The sequence below is a fragment of the Streptomyces sp. NPDC033136 genome (assembly GCF_055578235.1).
Genome location: NZ_JBVIPD010000012.1, coordinates 152,344 through 167,069, shown reverse-complemented (window position 1 = coordinate 167,069; position 14,726 = coordinate 152,344). Strand labels below are relative to the sequence as shown.

Here is a 14,726-nt window from a genome sequence, read left to right as displayed (position 1 = left end):
CGATCCTCACGTTGCTCACTTGTGCGCTCCTCTGGACAGATGGGCGCACGCGTCGGATGATCAAATGAGTGCGGTCGGCACCGGATGAGCGCCAAGGTTCCACCGTGAAGCATCCGGGTCGCAGCCCCCACGGGGCCTCCACATCTAAAAATCCCTCATTTAGGAGCAATCGTGGCGCGCGACATCGCGGCTCCCACCGTTCCCACCACCCATCAGGGGCTGATCTCGTGGGTCGACGAGATCGCAGAACTGACGCAGCCGGACAGCGTGGTCTGGTGTGACGGATCCGAGGCCGAGTACGAGCGACTGTGCGAGGAGCTCGTCCAGAAGGGCACCTTCCGCAAACTCGACCCGATCAAGCGCCCCCACTCCTACTACGCGGCCTCCGACCCCACCGACGTCGCCCGCGTCGAGGACCGGACGTTCATCTGCTCCGAGAAGGAGGAGGACGCGGGCCCGACCAACCACTGGAAGGCCCCCGCCGAGATGCGGGAGATCTTCCGGGGCTCCGGGGGGCAGGGCGGCCTGTTCCGCGGCTCGATGCGCGGCCGGACCATGTACGTCGTGCCCTTCTGCATGGGCCCGCTCGGCTCGCCGCTGTCCGCGCTCGGCGTGGAGATCACCGACTCGGCGTACGTCGCCGTCTCCATGCGCACGATGACGCGCATGGGCCGGGCGGTGCTGGACGAGCTCGGCTCCGACGGCTTCTTCGTCAAGGCCGTGCACACCCTGGGCGCCCCGCTGGAGCCCGGCCAGGAGGACGTCCCCTGGCCCTGCAACCAGACCAAGTACATCTCGCACTTCCCCGAGGACCGCGAGATCTGGTCCTACGGCTCCGGCTACGGCGGCAACGCCCTGCTGGGCAAGAAGTGCTACGCCCTGCGTATCGCCTCCGTCATGGCGCGCGACGAGGGCTGGCTGGCCGAGCACATGCTCGTCCTCAAGCTGACCCCGCCGCGCGGTGAGGCCAAGTACGTCGCCGCCGCCTTCCCGAGCGCCTGCGGCAAGACCAACCTCGCCATGCTGGAGCCGACCATCCCCGGCTGGACCGTCGAGACCATCGGCGACGACATCGCCTGGATGCGCTTCGGCGAGGACGGCCGGCTCTACGCCATCAACCCCGAGGCCGGATTCTTCGGCGTCGCGCCCGGAACCGGCGAGCACACCAACGCCAACGCGATGAAGACGCTGTGGGGCAACTCGGTCTTCACGAACGTCGCCCTCACCGACGACAACGACGTGTGGTGGGAGGGCATGACGGAGGAGTCCCCTGCCCACGTGACGGACTGGAAGGGCAACGACTGGACGCCCGAGTCGGGCGTCCCGGCCGCCCACCCCAACGCCCGCTTCACCGTGCCGGCCTCGCAGTGCCCGATCATCGCGCCGGAGTGGGAGGACCCCAAGGGCGTGCCGATCTCGGCGATCCTCTTCGGCGGGCGCCGCGCCACCGCCGTGCCGCTGGTGACGGAGTCCTTCGACTGGAACCACGGCGTCTTCCTCGGCGCCAACGTGGCCTCCGAGAAGACCGCCGCCGCCGAGGGCAAGGTCGGCGAGCTGCGCCGCGACCCCTTCGCCATGCTGCCGTTCTGCGGCTACAACATGGGCGACTACATGGCCCACTGGGTCGACGTGGCCAAGGACAAGGACCAGTCCAAGCTGCCGAAGATCTACTACGTCAACTGGTTCCGCAAGGACGACGAGGGCAAGTTCGTCTGGCCCGGCTTCGGTGAGAACTCCCGTGTCCTGAAGTGGATCGTGGAGCGCCTGGAAGGCAGGGCCGAGGGCGTCGAGACCCCGATCGGCATCCTGCCGGCCAAGGACGCCCTCGACACGGACGGCCTGGAACTGGCCGACTCCGACCTGGAGTTCCTGCTCACGGTCGACAAGGAGGTCTGGCGCGAGGAGGCCGCCCTGGTCCCCGAGCACCTCAACACCTTCGGCGACCACACGCCCAAGGAGCTGTGGGACCAGTACCGCGCGCTGGTGGAGCGCCTGGGCTGAGCCTCACCCCGAACTCCGCGGCCGGTCAGGACCGGGATGTGCCCTGACCAGCGATCGTCACGTCTGACCGGCCGCGGGACACACCGGCGGGGCCCGCACAACGGCGTGCGGGGTTCCGGGCCGGTCGCCGCCCTCCGTCCGCCCCGACGGGATCCGGCGGCGACAGGCTCATTCCCGCCCGCTTCGGCACGGCCCGCCCCGCGGGCTCACGAACGTGCCGATGGATGACTGAGCGCTCCGGTCGGCTTTTCCGAGCCGACCGGAGCGCTCGGCCTGTACCGGCGCCCGGCCGGCCCTTGTACGGCGGGCCGGTAGACGCGTGCGCCCCCGGCTGCCACTCAGGCTGCGTCGGTGCCGTGAGCGGTGAAGATCACGTGGGGGTCGTCGTTGTCCAGGGCGATGTTCAGCGTCGCGTCCAGAGCCTTAGCCAACTTGGCGAGAAGCGGCAGCGTGGGGACGGTGTCGGAACCCTCGATCCGGGAGATCTTGGCCTGGGTGAGTCCGGCGCGCTCGGCCAGTTCGGTCTGGGTGAGCCCGAGCTCCGTACGCCGGTCGTAGACAGCCTTGGCCAGCACCATGGACAGCCGGATCTCTCGCCGCGCCTCGGTGACGTCGTCGGGCTCGGTGAGGCCCTCCGTGAGCTTCCGTTCGCGCAGGCTCTTCCACTGGCTGTGGCTCATTTCTCCACCTCTCCTTCGTCGATGATGCGAATGAACTCCTCGTGGGCCCGTTCGTGTTCCGCCTCGCAGACCTTCTGCGCGAGTTTCGCGCGCCTGACTTCGGCGTCCTCCCGCATCCTCGTCTTGCGGAAGACGGTCAGCAGGACTGCGGTGCGGCTGGGGGCGAGCCAGTACGTGATGCGTATGGCGGCGCCATCAATCGTCGGGCGCAGCTCCCGGACTCCGTCGCCGAGGTGTCGGGCGTAGGGCTCGCCGAGCTCGGCAGCGTGCTCCGCCAGCAGTCCGACATACTCGTCGATCTTGAGGAAGTGCCTGGCTGGAAGGGCTTCCAGCCAGTCCCGCACTTCGGGTTCGAGCTCGATTGTGAAGAGTGCACCCACGACGCGACGGTATATGTCGCAAACGACATGTGCAAGGCGGGTGCGGTCAGTAGCTGTTCCTCCACGCCGATCGCGGGCGCCGTTCAAACGGACGCCACCGACGCGACACCACAGCCCGGGACGACACTGCCTCGCGGTGACCCCACTCCGAGTTCGCACCACACGGTCTTGCCTGCGGGGCCGTGTGTCACGCCCCGTCTCAGCGCCAGTGCGTCCAGCAGAGCGAGCCCCCGCCCGGGCTCCTCGTCGGCACCCGCCGCCGCGCGCTAAACGGGCAGTGCACGCGCGCCGGGATCGGTGACCTCCAGCCATGTGCGACCGCCGCCGTCGCACCACCCAGTGGTGGCGCGCTGTTCCCGGGAGAGTCGTCCGCGGTGGGCTCGTGGCACCCGGTCCGCGCGTCGCTGCGGGTGCGCGCGGACCGGGGCCGTCAGGGGGAGCCCGGAACGGGCTCAGCGGGGCGCGAGTTCGCGCGGCTCCAGAGCCGCCGTGTGGGCGTCCATCCGCTCGGCGGCCAGGATCGCGGCCGCCGTGTCGGCGCGGGAGGCGGCGACGACCAGCGCGCGGCCCGCCAGGGCGTGCGCCCGCCGGTGCAGGGCCGTGACGCCCCGCTCGCTCCGTGCGCCGCTCATCGGCGCACGCGTCGGAGTGCGTCCCCCGCGCAGCCTGCCGACCTGCTCCGCGAGCCGTTCCGCCGCGGTGTCCAGGTCGGCCGAGGCCCCGGTCGCGCGCAACTCGTCCGTGACGGCGAGCAGGGCGGCGAGATGGCCGGCGAGCTGGATGTCCAGTTCTTCCTCACGGGAGCGGTGGGGAAAGTCCGGGGCGGGGCCGTCCACCGTGCTGTGGACCGACTTGGCGCGGATCGGTTCGTACATGGCAGGGCCTCCTGAGTGCTTACAGGAAACCATCCTAGCTTGGATTTCGTCTAAAGTTGAGTTGTTCACAAGACCGGACCGCTTGTACACATACGGTGAACGCGTGCGGTGATCGGGGCGTCCGGTCAGTGCTGGCCGTAGCCGTCCAGGAAGTGCCCGATCCGGCCCATCGCGTCGCGCAGGTCCCCGGCCGTCGGCAGGGTCACGATCCGGAAGTGGTCCGGCTCCGGCCAGTTGAAGCCGGTGCCCTGGACGACCATGATCTTCTCGCGGCGGAGCAGGTCCAGGACCATCCGCCGGTCGTCCTTGATCTTGAAGACCTTGGGGTCGAGGCGCGGGAAGAGATACAGCGCCCCCTTGGGTTTCACACAGGTCACGCCCGGGATCTGGGTCAGCAGCTCGTACGCCACGTCCCGCTGCTCGCGCAGCCGCCCGCCCGGCAGGACCAGGTCGTTGATCGTCTGCCGCCCGCTGAGCGCGGCGACGACACCGTGCTGCCCCGGCATGTTCGCGCACAGGCGCATGTTCGCCAGGATCGTCAGGCCCTCGATGTAGGAGTCGGCGTGCGCGCGCGGCCCGGAGATCGACATCCAGCCGACCCGGTAACCAGCCACCCGGTACGCCTTCGACATGCCGTTGAAGGTCAGGGTGAGCAGGTCGGGGGCGACGGCGGCGGTCGGGGTGTGCACGGCGTCGTCGTAGAGGATCTTGTCGTAGATCTCGTCGGAGCAGACGAGCAGGTTGTGGCGGCGGGCGATGTCGGTCAGGCCCTTGATCATCGCCTTGTCGTAGACGGCACCCGTCGGGTTGTTCGGGTTGATGATCACGATCGCCTTGGTGCGGTCGGTGACCTTGCGCTCGATGTCGGCGAGGTCCGGCATCCAGTCGGCCTGCTCGTCGCAGCGGTAGTGCACGGCCGTGCCGCCGGACAGGGAGACGGCGGCGGTCCACAGCGGGTAGTCGGGGGCGGGCACCAGGACCTCGTCGCCGTCGTCCAGCAGGCCCTGCATCGCCATCACGATCAGCTCGGAGACGCCGTTGCCGATGAAGACGTGCTCGACGTCGGTCTCGATGCCGAGGGTCTGGTTGTGCATCACGACCGCGCGGCGTGCGGCCAGCAGCCCCTTCGCGTCCCCGTAGCCGTGAGCCGACGAGACGTTGCGGAGGACGTCCTCCAGGATCTCGGGCGGGCACTCGAAGCCGAACGCGGCCGGATTGCCGGTGTTCAGCTTGAGGATCCGATGCCCGGCCGCTTCCAGCCGCATCGCCTCCTCGAGCACCGGTCCCCGGATCTCGTAACAGACGTTGGCGAGCTTGGTCGACTGGATCACCTGCATGTCTGGGAGCTTACGGCCCGGTAATCCGTTCCGGGTCGTGTTTTCCGCCACGTGAGACGCGGCGATTTGGATGGATATCGTCGCCCGCTGTCCCAACAGCCCCTCCGGTACCTAGAATGCGCCGCCATGTCCAAGCCATTCGACTACGCCGACGGAGCGACGGGCGGAGAGCCGCAGGGACCGCCGAGCGTGTACCTGCCGCAGGGCGGCGCGCCTCCGGCGTACGACGCGTACGCGGATCCGGCGGCGGCGCACGGCTGGCAGGACGTGTACGGCGGCACGGACCCGGCGGCCGCCGGGAGCGCCTCGCACCAGGGCGGCGATGCGAACGGCACGGGCGGCGCGGGCGACACTCACGCCCCTGTGTATTCCGGCGCCGTGTATTCCGGCGCCCCCGGCCGCCTGCACCCCGCCGGTACGAGTGGCCCGAGCGGCACCGGCGGCGCGGAGAGCACCGGCGGCGCGGACGGCGCCGGCGAGACCCGCGAGCTGCCGGCGGTACCGGGGCCGAGCCGGTCCGGAGCCGGGCATCGCGCCCGGCGCAAGCCCCGTCGGTGGCAGCCGCGCCGCGTGGCGGTCGCCGCTGGTGCCGTGGGTGCCGCGGCCGCGGCCGTCCTCATCGCCGGGTTCGCCGTTTCGGACTCGTCCTCCGGCGGGACGCAGGACGGCGAGGACGGCCGTACGGGTTCGTCGTCGGATGAGTCGCCGACCGTGCCGCCCGCCGCAACCGGTGAGGAGGAGGCCTCCGGTGCTCCGCTCGCCGGTCGGCCGGAAGAGCGTGACGAGCCGTCCGGCGGCGTCTCCGCGAGCCCGTCCGTCGAGGGGAGCCCGTCCGCCGAGGGGAGCCGGACGCCGTCCCCCTCCGTCACGGACGGCGCGCCGCCCCCGGCCGGCGACTCCACGACCAGCGCCCCGGCGGCCCCCCGCACTCACGACGACGGCGGCACCTCCCGGCCGGGTCAACGGCAAACCCGGACACGGCCCCGGCGGCACCAAGGGGCCCAAGTAACCGGTCCGGAAGGGCCGTTGAGTAGGGTCGGGCGGGGACGCCGAGATTCCGGTTGTGGAACAGGTTCTTGTGCGGGCCGCCTTGCGACGATCACAATGTGCATGACAACCATGCGGCGGCCGGAGGATTTCCGGCCGTCACCGTCGCAAGAGGGGACCCCCCATGAGAAAACCTCTCGCCGCCGCGTTCTGCGCCCTGGCGATAGCCGGGGCCGGCGCGGCCCCCGCGGCCGCTGCCGATGCCGCCCCCACGGGCGTCGGCAAGGTCGCGGACACGGGCTCGGCCACGTCCGCCGTCGCGGACGTCGTCACGTCCGTGGAGCAGACGCTGTCCGGCCTCACCGGCCCGTCGGCCAAGGACGGCGTGAACCTGGCCGGCACCGTCGCGCTCAGCAACTGCTCCGGCTCCGTCGTCCGCATGCCGGACTCCGAGGACAACGACCCGGCGCTCGTGATGACCAACGGCCACTGCCTGGACGGCGGCTTCCCCGCCCCCGGCGAGGTCCGCGTCGACCAGGCCTCCAGGCGCACCTTCAGCCTGCTCAACGCCTCCGGCTCGCGCGTGGCCACCCTGCGCGCCGCCAAGCTCGCGTACGGCACGATGACCGACTCGGACGTCGCGTTCTACCAGCTCACCACCACGTACGCGCAGATCAAGAGCTCGTACGACATCAACGCGCTGACGCTGGACGACACCCGTCCGGCCGCCGGCACCGGCATCGGCATCCCCTCCGGCTACTGGAAGCGCGTCTACAGCTGCGACATCGACGGCTTCGCGCACACCCTGAAGGAGGGCGACTGGACCTGGAAGGACTCGGTCCGCTACACCTCCGCCTGCAACACCATCGGCGGCACCTCCGGCTCGCCCGTCGTCGACCGGGCCACCGGCAAGGTCGTCGCCGTCAACAACACCGGCAACGAGGACGGCGAGCGCTGCACGGTGAACAACCCGTGCGAGGTCGACGCGAGCGGCAACGTGACCGTCCGCAAGGGCATCAACTACGCCCAGCAGACGTACCAGATCCCGGCCTGCTTCGGCATCGACAACAAGCTCGACCTGAGCGCGAGCGGCTGCACCCTGCCCAAGCCGTAAGGCGAGGGCAGGCCCCGGGTCGGGCGGTCACGCGGGAGTCCTGCGCACCGCCCGGCCCGCCAGGGCGTCCGTGCGACGCCCGTCCTCGATCACGAACTGCCCGTCGACCAGCACGTACGGAATGCCCGTCGGGAGCCTGCGCGGTTCCGCGAACCCTCGGCGACCAACGCCGCATCCGCTCCGGCTCGTGCGGTGTGGCCTCGTGGTCCTCCCAGCCGACGGCGAGCGCCCGGACCGTGCCCTGCGGGATCAGGTAGGCCGCGTTCACGGCGATCCCGCGGTCAGCCGGTCCAGGTATCCGCCGACCGAACGCCAGTCGAAGTCGATGTCGTCCCCGGGCCCGTTCCACCCGGCGATCGCCCGGCGCATCTCGCCGAGCGTGCGGTCGTCGACCGGCGCGTACGACAGTCCGTCCTGGCCGACGACTTCCAGGGTCACGCCCTGCGCGGCCTTGGCGCTGTGGTCGGGGTCGCGCAGGAGCGTCAGGTCGCTGTGGGCGTGCATGTCGACGAAGCCGGGGGAGAGGACGAGACCCTCGGCGTCCAGCTCCCGGCGCGCCTTCGGCCGCTGGCAGCCGGCCGCCGCGGCCTCCTTGACGATTCCCGTGATCCGGCCGCCGCCGACCACGGCATCGGCCCGGTACGCGTCCGCACCGGAGCCGTCGACGACGTCCGCGCCCCGGATGACGAGCTCTTCCATCGCTCCTGGCCCCCTAGAAGAACGTACGCACGTAGTCGACGACCGTGCCGTCCGCCTCCGCGACAGGGATCAGTTGCCACTTGTCGAACGAGGTGCACGGATGGGACAGCCCCAGGGCGACCCAGTCACCCACCTCCAGATCCGCCTCCGGGGTGGTGCTCAGCCAGGCGTGCTGGTCGGACAGGGCCGTCACCGACACGCCGGTGGCCGGGCGCTCGGCGCCGTCCCGGCGGATCACCTGGGCGACGGGCAGGCCGAGGTCGTAGGCCGCGTCCCGCTTGCCCGCGTTGACGAAGGCCTGGTCGGCGGAGGGCCGCGACACCACCTGCGTCCACAGCCGGAACGCCGGCTCCAGCGCGCCCTCCTCGGGCACCCGGTTGAACGGTGTCAGCTTGCGGTAGTGGCCGTCGTCGTGCGAGACGTACGCGCCCGAGCGCAGCAACTTCAGCACCGGACGGGAGAGTTCGGGGATCTCCGCGAAGACGTCGGCGACCGCGTCGAACCAGGCGCTGCCGCCCGCGCTGACGATGATCTCGTCCACGTCCGCGAAGCGCCCCGCCTCGTCGAAGGCGACGGCGAGCGCGACCAGCCGCCGCAGCCACGCCGTCACGCGCTCGGTGTCCGCCTTCGGCACCTCGCCCTCGTAGCCCGCCACGCCGGTCAGGCGCAGGGCCCGCGTGCCCGCCACCGCGTCCGCGACCGCCGTGCACTGGGCCTCCGTACGGACCCCGGTACGGGCGCCCTCGCCGGCGGCGAGCTCGACGACCACGTCCACCGGGCGCCCGGCGTCGCGCAGGGCCGCGTCCATCAGCTCGACACCGCGCACGGAGTCGACGTAAGCGACGAGACGGAACTCCGGGTCGGCGTCCAGTTCGGCGGCGATCCAGCGCAGGTCGGCGGCGTCGACCAGCTCGTTCGCGAGGAACACCCGCCGGGTTCCGAACGCCCGCGCCACGCGCACCTGGTGCGGCACCGCCAGCGTGATGCCCCACGCGCCGTGCTCGGTCTGCCGCTGGAACAACTGCGGCGCCATGGAGGTCTTGCCGTGCGGCGCGAACGCCAGGCCGTGCCGGGCCGCATACGTCTCCATGAGCCTCAGGTTGTGCTCCAGGCGCTCGGCGGACAGCGCGAGCACGGGGGTGGTGAAGCCGCCGCTGAAGAGGTTGCGGCGCTGGGCGGCCAGCTCGCCGACCGTCAGGCCCTCGGCGTCCGGCGGGAGGCCCTTGAAACGGTGGTCGACGCGTTCGGCGGCGAGCCGGGCGAGGGACTCGGCGGCGATGTCGGCTGTCATGGAGCCTCCTGGTCAGCAGGGTCGCACTCTCCGCAACCCTCATTGCGTAGGTCGCTGCACGCTGTCTAGCATCTCGCCCACCACCGGCGGGCCACGAGGAGTCCGTCAACCGGTCGCGGTGCCCGTCCGCGGTATCCGTCCGCGGTATCCGTCCGTGGTATCCGTCCGTGGCGCCGACGCCCGGGTCGTCGCCGTGATGCCGGTCTCCGTGCCGGACGTCGCCGTCACCGCCGGCGAACGCCTCACCCTCCTGCCGCTGGTGCGCCCTACGGCGGCCGCCATCAGCGGCGAGTGCTCCGGCAGGACACCGCGTTCTCGGCTGTCCCGGCTTCGCCTCGCGCGTCGACGACGGCGGGTTCCGGCTCGGCCTGTTCGTGTTGGCGTCCGATAACGAAGTGGGGGTCGACTGTGTGCGGCACAGGTTTGTCGACCATACTGCTCCGCTGTGGAGCAGCGCATAGGTTCGAGTAGCCAGCCCCTGGAAGGCGCCGGATTCGACCCGGCCTTCATCCCCGGGCTCACGCCACCCGCGTCCGGACGGACGAAGGACGGCGAGCCGGAGAAGGAGCCCGAGGTCGCCGAGGCCGAGGAGTCCGATGAGGCCATTGAGGCCGGTGAGGACGGTGAGGCCGCACCCGAGTCGGAGGAGACGGCCGAGGCGTCGCCCGCCGAGCCGGAGGAGGACGCCGAGGCCGACGGACCAGTCTTCGAGGCGTCCGACCGCCGTGCGCGGATGGTCGCCGACCGCAGAGGCATACGGCTGTCCCTGGACGACCAGGAGTGCGAGTTCCGCTGGGACGAGATCGGGGCGGTCGAGACGGAGACGGCCCGCTTCGGCAAGCGGTACACCGTCACCGTCCACACCCCTGACCGGCGCTGGTACCCGATCGAGATCGAGGCGCCGGCCAAGAGCCGCTTCAAGGAGTGGGACGAGGAGTTGGACGTGGTCCTCGACGCCTACTTCGAGGAGAGCGCCGACTGACGAGCGCGGCTATCCGCAGTACTGGCTTTCCTTTCCGATCGACCGGTACATGCAGTCCGCGTTCTCCAGCAACTGCAGCACCGCGTCCCGGTTACGAGAGGTCTCCCGCTCGATCACCTCGTCGGGCGGGTAGAACCCCCCGCCCCCGGACCTCGGATACATCTCGAACGTGTAGCCGAAGATCTTGTGCGCGCCCCAGAGGTAGTCGTCGATCGACCCGTCCGTGATGTACAGGTCGCTGGACTGCTTCGCCGTGTACCCGTTGCTGGCGGCCATCTTCTGCCCGACCGTCTTGAACGCGGCGTGATCGTCCGCCGTCATCCCGGTCGTGGTGTCGGAGTACGTGTAGCCGAACGGCCACAGCACCAGCTCGCTGTAGGTGTGGAAGTCGACCCCGGCCCTGATCTGCTGCTTGCCGCCGACGACCCGGCTGCGCACGAAGTCGGCGACGACCTTCACCTCGGGCGCGGACTCCGCCGACCGGCCCCGGTAGGTGTCGGAGGACGTCGAGCCCGAGGAGCCGCCGCAGCAGCCCCAGCGGTAGTTCCAGTTGCGGTTCAGGTCCGTACCCACGTACGACGAACCGGAGTTGGGCTGCCGGTTCTTGCGCCATGAGCGGTAGGAGCCGGTGGCGATGTCGTACTCGCCGCCGTCCGGGTTCATGTCCGGGACGATCCAGATCTCGCGGTTGTTCACCATGCTGGTGACGCGGGAGTCGGAACCGTAGCCGGAGGTCAGCTCGCGCAGCAGGTAGAGCGCCATCTCGACGGTCAGATGCTCACGGGCGTGCTGGTGGTGCGTGAACAGCACCTCCGGCTCGGACTCGTCGGTGCCCACGTTGTCGCTGATCTTGATGGCGACGATGTTCCGGCCCTGGTACGACGTGCCGATCACGCGCTGACTGGCGATGGACGGGTTGGCCGAGACGATCGAGTTGATCTCGCTCGTCATCTCCGCGTAATTGTGGTAGCGCGAGTCGCGCGACGGGAAGTCGAAGACCCGGACGTCGTCCTCGCCGGCGGACCGGTCGGGCACGGCGCCGAGCGGGGTGACCTCGTAGCCCAGTGCGCGCAGCTTCTTGACCTGGTCCGCGCGGCCGGAGACGACGACACCGTGGCTGTGCGCCTCGTCGACGGTGACGCCCGTGCGCTGAAGGGCCGTGCGGTCCTCGGCCGTCGAGTGCAGGTGGATCTCGTACTGGCGGACGTCGTCGGCCGCGGCGGCCCCGGCGGCCGCCTTGGGCGCGCTGTCGGCGGTGGCGTCGGTCGTCGCCGAGGTGAGGGGCGCCGCGAGGGCGAGGGCGAGGAGGGAGGCGAGGGCGGCGGTGCGTCTGCCGGTGCGGGCACCGGAGCCTCGTATGCGAAGTCGCATGAAGTCTCCTTGTGGGAGGTGGGGTTGTTCCGTGCGACGTACGTGGTGCGGGTGGCGCATATCGTCTGCTGATGGCATGTACAGGTCAAGACCGAAAGTGGCCGCGCAGTGTACGCGTGCGGCGCGGAGGCCGGGAGTGGGCGGCCGAAGTGCACCCACGGGTGTGACCTCCGCGTGCGTATACGTACGCGGAGGGGAGAGAGTGAGGATCCGCGCAAGGAGAGCCGGAATATCCGGACCCTCCGGACCACACCCCCAGATGACTGGCTGATCACGGGCGGATCAGTGCCGCGACGGGACCTACCGTCGCCTGCCGGCCGAGACCCGAGGGAACCACGTGAGCACCGCAGAACTCACCCCGTTCGACCACCGCATGGCCGTCTTCGCCTCCGACGACGACTTCCTGGCCGCCGCCCTGCCCTTCCTCGGCGAAGGCCTCGCCGCCCCCGGCGAACCACCGCCCGTCGCCATCGCCGACCCCCGCAACCTGAACCTCCTGCGGGACGCCCTCGGCGGCGGCGCCAAGGACGTCACCTGCGTCCCGCACACCGACTGGTACACCGGCTCCGCCGCCAACGCCGTCGCCCGGGCCGCCGCCCACCTCACCGCCCACGCCGGCCCGGGCGGCCGGATCCACCTGCTCATGGAGCCGGTGTGGAGCGGACGCGCCGGACGCTCGGTCCGCGAGACCACCGAGTGGATCCGCTACGAGGCCCTCGCCAACCTGCTCTTCGCCCCCATGGCCGCGACCGCCCTGTGCGCCTACGACACGCGCACGGCGGGCCCCGCAGTGGTCGCCGCGGCCCGCCGCGCCCACCCCGGCACGGACGTGTACGAGCAGCCGGTGCGGCTCGCCGCCGAACTCGACGCCGCACCCCTGCCGTTGCCCCCGGCCGGTGCTTGGCGCCTGGCCGAGCCGCACCCGGCGGCCGTACGGAGCTGGGCGGAGGGCCGGGGACTGCCCGCCGGGGACGCCGAGTTGTTCGCCACGGCCGTCGCGGAAGCCGCCGCCGCCCTGGCCCCGCTCGGCGGTACCGCCCTGCTGTGGGGCGAGGCGCCCGCCTGCGTCTGCGAACTGCGCTCGGCCCGCCGCGTCGACGACCCGCTCGCCGGCTTCGTCCCGCCCCCCGCCGGCGGCCCGGGGCTGTGGTACGCGCGTCAGGTCTGCGCGTACATGGACATCCGAGACGACGCGGAGGGCGCCACGGTCCGCCTCCAGTACGCATAACCCGCCACCCGCCACCCGCACCAGCGGGCAGGGGGATCGGATCGGGTAGTCCTCCCCCTGCGCCGCACCGCGCCCCGGGGCCACCCCGGACCCATGCCCGGCGGTGTGTACCAGCCGCCGGGGCCCGTCGGGGCCGCAGGCCGTACGCCGTACGGGCATCGAGTGAAGATCCGGTCACGCCCTCTTGTCCCACAGGCACTGTTGGGCTTTCTTGACCTGCATGGCGGACACCACGGGAAACACCACGGAGCACGAGACCTCGCCTCCCCCTTCTATGCGGAAGGCGAGTTGGAAGTACATCGGCCCGGGCATCGTCGTCGCCGCGACCGGCGTCGGCGCCGGTGACCTGGTCGCCACGCTGATCGCGGGCAGCAACTTCGGCTACACCCTCCTGTGGGCCGCGGTCATCGGCTGCCTGGTGAAGATCTCCCTCGCCGAGGCGGCGGGCCGCTGGCATCTGTCCACCGGCCGTACCCTGTTCGACGGCTGGGCGAGCCTCGGCCGCTGGACGACGTGGTTCTTCGGGGTCTACGTCGTCGTCTGGGGCTTCGTCTACGGCGCCGCGGCGATGTCGTCGAGCGCGCTGCCGCTGCAGGCGCTGTTCCCGGACGTGATGGATTTGAAGTGGTGGGGTATCGCCTGCGGTCTGGTCGGGCTGGTCTTCGTCTGGTTCAACAAGTACGCGGTGTTCGAGAAGGTCATGACGATCCTGGTGGGCGTCATGTTCCTGGTGACGGTGTACCTGGCGATCCGCGTCACACCCAACATCGCCGACGCCTTCGCGGGCCTCCTGCCGGTGCTGCCCGACGAGAAGGACTCGATCCTCAACACCCTGGGCCTGATCGGCGGCGTAGGCGGAACGATCACGCTCGCGGCCTACGGCTACTGGGTCAACGCCAAGGGCTGGACCGACACCGGCTGGATGAAGGTCATGCGCCTGGACAACCGGGTCGCCTACATCACGACCGGCATCTTCGTCATCGCCATGCTGTTCGTCGGCGCGGAGCTGCTGCACTCGGCGAACATCGCGATCGCGAGCGGCGACAAGGGCCTCATCCAGCTGGGCGACATCCTGGAGGACGAGTACGGCACGGCGACGGCGACGTTCTTCCTCATCGGCTTCTTCGCCACGTCCTTCACCTCGCTGATCGGCGTCTGGCACGGCGTGAGTCTGATGTTCGCCGACTTCGTGACCCGCCTGTCGGGCAAGGGCCGGGCGGCCAAGGGCGAGGAGGTCGCCTCGGGGACACGCGAACGCTCCTGGCCCTTCCGCGCCTACCTGCTCTGGCTGACCTTCCCGCCCATGATCCTCCTCTTCGAGGGCCAGCCCTTCCGGCTGATCATCATCTACGGCGTCCTCGGCGCCGCCTTCCTGCCCTTCCTCGCCGGCACGCTGATCTGGCTCCTGAACTCCTCCCGTACACCCAGGGAGTGGCGCAACGGCCCGGTCAGCAACACGATGCTCGCCGTCGCGGGCCTGCTGTTCCTGGTCCTGTGCGTGAAGCAGGTCTGGGACCAGCCGTGGGGGCAGTTCTTCTAGGGCCTGTGCGGAAGTGGCGTCTGCCGCGCGACGCCCGGCACGCCCTTCGGGCGACGACGCCACTTCCGCAACAGGCCTTATCCCGCTCGGGCACGGCCGGCCGGTGGGGTGAAGGCGCCGCCCTCACTCCACCGGTGACGTCAGTGATGGCTACGGCGGCTTCACGGCACCCTCCTTGCCCGAGAAAGATGCTCAACCTGCCCCGTTTTGACGCATCTTGTGCAACGGCAGTTGCTCACCA

11 protein-coding genes and 2 pseudogenes are annotated in these 14,726 nt (G+C 70.6%); 6 read left to right on the top strand and 7 right to left on the bottom strand.

All coding sequences use genetic code 11. The annotated features are described in order from the left end of the window. Positions 1-171 precede the first annotated feature (171 nt). A complete protein-coding gene (locus ACZ5TL_RS23100) occupies positions 172-2,001 on the top strand; it encodes a phosphoenolpyruvate carboxykinase (GTP) (RefSeq protein WP_468592033.1) in 1,830 nt (609 codons plus the stop codon). Positions 2,002-2,339: 338 nt separating this feature from the next. On the opposite strand, the gene ACZ5TL_RS23095 is transcribed toward ACZ5TL_RS23100, so the two are convergent. The 4 genes from ACZ5TL_RS23095 to ACZ5TL_RS23080 form a co-directional block, all read right to left on the bottom strand. Further along, the gene (locus tag ACZ5TL_RS23095) at positions 2,340-2,681 is read right to left on the bottom strand and encodes a helix-turn-helix domain-containing protein (protein WP_468592032.1); all 342 of its coding nucleotides are present in this window, start codon (positions 2,679-2,681) and stop codon (positions 2,340-2,342) included. Then, on the bottom strand, positions 2,678-3,061 hold the full coding sequence (locus ACZ5TL_RS23090; RefSeq protein WP_468592031.1) for a type II toxin-antitoxin system RelE/ParE family toxin: 384 nt from the start codon (positions 3,059-3,061) through the stop codon (positions 2,678-2,680). Before ACZ5TL_RS23090 ends, ACZ5TL_RS23095 begins: the two co-directional genes overlap by 4 nt. A 452-nt stretch (positions 3,062-3,513) precedes the next feature. Then, positions 3,514-3,936, bottom strand: a complete 423-nt coding sequence (locus tag ACZ5TL_RS23085; protein ID WP_468592030.1) for an SCO4983 family protein — start codon at positions 3,934-3,936, stop codon at positions 3,514-3,516. A 125-nt stretch (positions 3,937-4,061) separates the two neighbouring features. Further along, complete coding sequence (locus tag ACZ5TL_RS23080) at positions 4,062-5,273, bottom strand: pyridoxal phosphate-dependent aminotransferase (protein ID WP_468592028.1); 1,212 nt, start codon at positions 5,271-5,273, stop codon at positions 4,062-4,064. 1,171 nt (positions 5,274-6,444) lie between these two features. On the opposite strand from ACZ5TL_RS23080, the gene ACZ5TL_RS23075 reads away from it, so the two are divergent. Next, on the top strand, positions 6,445-7,374 hold the full coding sequence (locus ACZ5TL_RS23075; RefSeq protein ID WP_468592027.1) for a S1 family peptidase: 930 nt from the start codon (positions 6,445-6,447) through the stop codon (positions 7,372-7,374). A 166-nt stretch (positions 7,375-7,540) separates the two neighbouring features. On the opposite strand, the pseudogene ACZ5TL_RS23070 reads toward ACZ5TL_RS23075, so the two are convergent. Next, positions 7,541-8,073, bottom strand: a pseudogene (locus ACZ5TL_RS23070) (amidohydrolase family protein); the annotation flags it as partial. Positions 8,074-8,086: 13 nt separating this feature from the next. Next, a complete protein-coding gene (locus ACZ5TL_RS23065) occupies positions 8,087-9,364 on the bottom strand; it encodes an amino acid deaminase (RefSeq protein WP_468592026.1) in 1,278 nt (425 codons plus the stop codon). 89 nt (positions 9,365-9,453) lie between these two features. On the opposite strand from ACZ5TL_RS23065, the pseudogene ACZ5TL_RS23060 reads away from it, so the two are divergent. Then, positions 9,454-9,755, top strand: a pseudogene (locus ACZ5TL_RS23060) (hypothetical protein); the annotation flags it as partial. Positions 9,756-9,809: 54 nt separating this feature from the next. Beyond that, positions 9,810-10,346, top strand: a complete 537-nt coding sequence (locus tag ACZ5TL_RS23055; protein WP_468592024.1) for a hypothetical protein — start codon at positions 9,810-9,812, stop codon at positions 10,344-10,346. A gap of 9 nt (positions 10,347-10,355) precedes the next feature. Here the strand turns inward: ACZ5TL_RS23055 and ACZ5TL_RS23050 are convergent, their stop codons facing one another. Further along, positions 10,356-11,717: a M14 family metallopeptidase gene (locus ACZ5TL_RS23050; RefSeq protein ID WP_468592023.1), complete on the bottom strand. Its 1,362-nt coding sequence runs from the start codon at positions 11,715-11,717 to the stop codon at positions 10,356-10,358. 337 nt (positions 11,718-12,054) lie between these two features. Between ACZ5TL_RS23050 and ACZ5TL_RS23045 the strand changes: the two genes are divergently transcribed. Together ACZ5TL_RS23045 and ACZ5TL_RS23040 are read left to right on the top strand one after the other, a co-directional pair. After that, positions 12,055-12,945, top strand: coding sequence for an anti-sigma factor RsbA family regulatory protein (locus tag ACZ5TL_RS23045; RefSeq protein WP_468592022.1), 891 nt, complete (start codon positions 12,055-12,057; stop codon positions 12,943-12,945). Between the two features lie 220 nt (positions 12,946-13,165). After that, on the top strand, positions 13,166-14,485 hold the full coding sequence (locus ACZ5TL_RS23040) for an Nramp family divalent metal transporter (RefSeq protein ID WP_468592021.1): 1,320 nt from the start codon (positions 13,166-13,168) through the stop codon (positions 14,483-14,485). Positions 14,486-14,726 lie beyond the last annotated feature (241 nt).

What these genes read in the sequence shown, in the direction of transcription:
- ACZ5TL_RS23080 (WP_468592028.1), bottom strand. Translation starts at nt 5,273, where the DNA reads ATGCAGGTGATCCAGTCGACCAAGCTCGCCAACGTCTGTTACGAGATC.
- ACZ5TL_RS23085 (WP_468592030.1), bottom strand. Translation starts at nt 3,936, where the DNA reads ATGTACGAACCGATCCGCGCCAAGTCGGTCCACAGCACGGTGGACGGC.
- ACZ5TL_RS23075 (WP_468592027.1), top strand. Translation starts at nt 6,445, where the DNA reads ATGAGAAAACCTCTCGCCGCCGCGTTCTGCGCCCTGGCGATAGCCGGG.
- ACZ5TL_RS23065 (WP_468592026.1), bottom strand. Translation starts at nt 9,364, where the DNA reads ATGACAGCCGACATCGCCGCCGAGTCCCTCGCCCGGCTCGCCGCCGAA.
- ACZ5TL_RS23040 (WP_468592021.1), top strand. Translation starts at nt 13,166, where the DNA reads ATGGCGGACACCACGGGAAACACCACGGAGCACGAGACCTCGCCTCCC.
- ACZ5TL_RS23095 (WP_468592032.1), bottom strand. Translation starts at nt 2,681, where the DNA reads ATGAGCCACAGCCAGTGGAAGAGCCTGCGCGAACGGAAGCTCACGGAG.
- ACZ5TL_RS23050 (WP_468592023.1), bottom strand. Translation starts at nt 11,717, where the DNA reads ATGCGACTTCGCATACGAGGCTCCGGTGCCCGCACCGGCAGACGCACC.